The sequence below is a fragment of the Psychromonas aquatilis genome, from assembly GCF_038155185.1.
Taxonomy (GTDB): Bacteria; Pseudomonadota; Gammaproteobacteria; order Enterobacterales; family Psychromonadaceae; genus Psychromonas; species Psychromonas aquatilis.
The window spans coordinates 1-211 of record NZ_JBAKAZ010000437.1; the positions used below are offsets into that span (position 1 = coordinate 1).

At 37.9% G+C, this 211-nt stretch carries 1 protein-coding gene; it reads left to right on the plus strand.

The genetic code is table 11. The features are described 5' to 3' along the window. On the plus strand, positions 1–211 hold a 211-nt coding region (locus V6256_RS16085), incomplete at both ends, for an Ig-like domain-containing protein (protein ID WP_341599197.1).

Genomic DNA, 211 nt, shown 5'->3' on the forward strand with positions numbered 1-211 from the left:
AGTAGAAACACAATATGGCTCATTAACCGTAAAGGCAGATCGCTCTTGGATTTACACTGCGGTCAACTCGGCAGATCATGAACAACCTGATTATGAAACCTCTTTAGATGATAGTTTCACATATCAAGTAATAGATAATGATGGAGATTTAATAGGTAATTCTGCGACTCAAGTGATAACTGTGACTGATACCGTACCGGAATATGATGAT